Origin of the sequence: Micromonospora sp. NPDC004540 (genome assembly GCF_040610095.1) — a bacterium.
GTDB lineage: Bacteria > Actinomycetota > Actinomycetes > Mycobacteriales > Micromonosporaceae > Micromonospora.
Window position 1 is genome coordinate 1 of the sequence record NZ_JBEXLR010000189.1, and the last position, 3,667, is coordinate 3,667.

The 3,667-nt window shown below is 76.8% G+C and carries 4 protein-coding genes; all 4 read left to right on the forward strand.

Annotation, left to right across the window (positions count from 1 at the left end):
- Positions 1 to 1,208, forward strand: a 1,208-nt coding sequence (locus ABZV78_RS31475; protein ID WP_355644458.1) for a glycosyltransferase family 9 protein, incomplete at its 5' end; no start/stop codon positions are given.
- Positions 1,205 to 2,179 carry a glycosyltransferase gene (locus tag ABZV78_RS31480; protein ID WP_355644459.1) on the forward strand — a complete coding sequence of 325 codons (975 nt, stop codon included), beginning with the start codon at positions 1,205 to 1,207 and terminating at the stop codon, positions 2,177 to 2,179. The genes ABZV78_RS31475 and ABZV78_RS31480, both read left to right, overlap by 4 nt.
- On the forward strand, positions 2,164 to 3,381 hold the full coding sequence (locus ABZV78_RS31485) for a glycosyltransferase (protein WP_355644461.1): 1,218 nt from the start codon (positions 2,164 to 2,166) through the stop codon (positions 3,379 to 3,381). Before ABZV78_RS31480 ends, ABZV78_RS31485 begins: the two co-directional genes overlap by 16 nt.
- Positions 3,381 to 3,667, forward strand: a 287-nt coding sequence (locus ABZV78_RS31490) for an SIS domain-containing protein (protein WP_355644463.1), incomplete at its 3' end; no start/stop codon positions are given. The genes ABZV78_RS31485 and ABZV78_RS31490, both read left to right, overlap by 1 nt.

Here is a 3,667-nt window from a genome sequence, read left to right on the forward strand (position 1 = left end):
CCGGCGCCGCCGGGATCATGGTGCCCACCCCGGCCACCCGGGCGGCCGAGGTGGCCGCCGCGCCGACCGTCGCCGCCGACCTGCCGGACGCGGTGAGCACCATCCTCGCCCGGATGCGGCTGGTGGCCGCGCCCGAGCCGGCGCCCCGGCGGGGCACCGTTCTGGTGGCGCGTAGCGACGCGGCCGGCGACGTGCTGGTCACCGGCCCCGGGATCCGCGCGGTGGCGGCCGGGGCGGAACGGGTGGTGCTGCTCTGCGGGCCACGTGGCCGGGCCGCGGCGGAGCTGCTGCCCGGCGTCGACGAGATCATCGAGTGGCCGCTGCCCTGGATCGACGCCCCGGCTCCGCCGGTCGACCCGGCCGCGATGCGCACCCTGGTCGACCGGCTCGCCGCCGTCCGCGCGGACGAGGCGGTCGTCTTCACCTCCTTCCACCAGTCGGCGTTGCCGCTCGCCCTGCTGCTCCGGATGGCCGGGGTGCCGCGGATCAGCGCGATCAGCGACGACTACCCGGGCGCCCTGCTCGACGTGCGGCACCGGGTGCCCGTCGGGGTGCCCGAGCCCGAGCGGGCGTTGTCGCTGGCCGCGGCGGCCGGCTTCGCGCTGCCCACCGGCGACGAACCGGGCCTGCGGCTGCGCGCCGACCGGCTGCCGCCCGCGCCGGCCGCCGCCGGCGAGCCGGGCTACGTGGTGCTGCACCCGGGATCCTCGGTCGAGACCCGGGCCTGCCCGTTCGAGTTGGCCACCCGGATCGTCCGGGTGCTCAGCGCCGCCGGTTACCGGGTGGTGGTCACCGGCGGGCCCGACGAGCGGGAGCTGACCGCCCAGGTCGCCGCCGCGGGCGGCCGCGACCTGGGTGGGCGTACCGGCCTCGACGAGTTGGCCGCGGTGGTCGCCCGGGCCGGTGCGCTGGTGGTCGGCAACACCGGGCCGGCGCACCTGGCGGCGGCGCTCGGCGTGCCGGTGGTGAGCCTCTTCGCCCCGACCGTCCCGTTCGGACAGTGGGGGCCCTACCGGGTGCCCACCGTGCGGCTCGGCGACGCCGGGGCGGCCTGCCGGGACACCCGGGCCATGCGCTGCCCGGTCCCCGGCCACCCCTGCCTGTCCGCCGTCGAGCCGGGCCGGGTGCTGGAGGCGCTGCGGCTGCTCGGGGTGCCGGCCGACGCCCCCGAGCCGCTGGTCACCGCCCGCGGCGGGGTGGTCGGATGAATGTCCTGGTGTGGCACGTGCACGGGTCCTGGACCACGTCGTTCGTGCACGGCAAGCACCGTTACCTGGTGCCGGTCACCCCGGACCGGGGCGCGTACGGGCTGGGCCGGGCGCGGACCTACCCGTGGCCGGACAGCGCCGTCGAGGTGACCCCGCAGGAGCTGCGCCGGGCCGACGTGGACGTCGTGCTGCTCCAGCGACCCGAGGAGTTCGACCTGGCCTGCGAGTGGCTGGGCCGGCGGGTCGGCCGGGACGTGCCGGCGATCTACGTCGAGCACAACACACCGAAGGGCGACGTGCCGAACAACCGGCACCCGATGGCCGACCGGGACGACCTGCTGCTCACCCACGTGACCCACTTCAACGAGCTGTTCTGGGACAACGGCGGCACCCGCAGCACGGTGGTCGAGCACGGGGTGGTCGCTCCGGCCGTCGAGTGGACCGGCGAGCTGGACCGGCTCGCCGTGGTCATCAACGAGCCGGTCCGCCGCTGGCGGGTCACCGGCACCGACCTGCTGGCCCGCTTCGCCGAACTCGCCCCGCTGGACGTCTACGGCATGAAGGTGGCCGGGCTCGCCGAGCACCTGGGCCTGCCCCCGGACCGGCTGACCAGCCACGACGACGTGCCGCAGCACGCCATGCACGCCGAGCTGGCGAAGCGGCGGGCGTACCTGCACCTGTGCCGGTGGACCTCGCTCGGGCTGAGCCTCGTCGAGGCGATGACCATGGGCATGCCGGTGGTCGCGCTGGCCACCACCGAGGCCGTGGAGGCGGTGCCGCCATCCGCCGGTGCCCTCTCCACCCGGGTCGACGTGCTGGTCGAGGCCGCCCGAGGTCTGCTGGACGACCCGGCGGCGGCCCGCCGGGCGGGCGCCGCGGCCCGCACCGCCGCCCGGAACCGCTACGGCCTGGAGCGTTTCCTCGCCGACTGGGACCGGCTGCTGGAGGAGGAAGTATGCGCATCGCGATGATCTCGGAGCACGCCAGCCCGCTCGCCGTCCTCGGCGGCGAGGACGCCGGCGGCCAGAACACGCATGTCGCGGAGCTCTCCGCCGCGCTCGCGGCCGCCGGTCACGACGTCCGGGTGTACACCCGGCTCGACGCGGTGGACCTGCCGGTGACGGTCCGCGCCCCGGACGGGTACGAGGTGGTGCACGTGCCCGCCGGGCCGGCCGAGCCGGTGGCCAAGGACGACCTGCTGCCGTACATGCCGGCCTTCGGGGAGTGGCTGGCCGACCGGTGGCGCACCGGCGACTGGCAGCCGGAGGTGGTGCACGCGCATTTCTGGATGAGCGGCCTGGCCGGGCTCGCCGCCGGGCGGCGCACCGGAGTGCCGGTGGTGCAGACCTACCACGCGCTCGGCACGGTGAAGCGCCGCCACCAGGGCGCGCAGGACACCAGCCCACCGGGCCGGGTCGGCCACGAGCGCCGGCTGGGCCGCTCGGTGGACCGGGTGGTCGCCCAGTGCCAGGACGAGGTCGCCGAGCTGGTCCGGATGGGGGTGCCCCGGTCGCGGATGACCGTCGTGCCGTCCGGGGTCAACCTGTCCACCTTCGGCCCGCTCGGCCCGGTCGCCGACTCCGACGGCGGCCGGCCGCGGATCCTCACCGTCGGGCGGCTGGTCGAGCGCAAGGGCTTCCAGGACGTCATCCGGGCCACCGCGCTGGTGCCGGACGCCGAGTGCGTGGTGGTCGGCGGCCCGCCGGCCGGGCTGCTGGAGACCGACCCGTACGCGCTCCGGTTGCGGGCGCTCGCCCGGTCCTGCGGGATCGCCGACCGGGTGAAGCTGATCGGTGCGGTGCCCCGGGAGGAGATGGGGCGCTGGTACCGGTCGGCGGACGTGCTGGTCGCCGCCCCCTGGTACGAGCCGTTCGGGCTCACCCCGCTGGAGGCGATGGCGTGCGGCGTACCGGTGATCGGCACCGCCGTCGGCGGGCTGATCGACACCGTGGTGCACGGCCGGACCGGCGACCTGGTGCCGGCCCGCGACCCGGCGGCCCTCGGCGCGGCGATCCGCAGGCTGCTCGCTGACCGGATCCGCCGGTTCGCCTACGCCACCGCGGCCCTGGAGCGGGCCCGCACCCGCTACTCCTGGTCCACCACCGCCGACCGGCTCGCCGAGCTGTACGCCGAGGTGGCCACCGTGCGCCGGCCCACCCGGGTGGTCGCCTGATGACGGCGCCCTCGCCGGCCGTCGGGGGGACGGTGCTGGAGGACCACCTCACCCGGCTGGCCGCCGCGCTGCTGCCGCTGCGCGACGCGGAGCAGCTGCTGGCCCGCTGGGGTGGGGAGCTGGCGCACCGGCTGGCGACCGGCGGCCGGTTGCTGGTGGCCGGCAACGGCGGCAGCGCCGCCGAGGCCCAGCACCTCACCGCCGAACTCGTCGGCAAACTCCGCGACGACCGCGAACCCCTCTCCGCCATCGCCCTGCACGCCGAGACCTCCGCCCTCACCGCCAT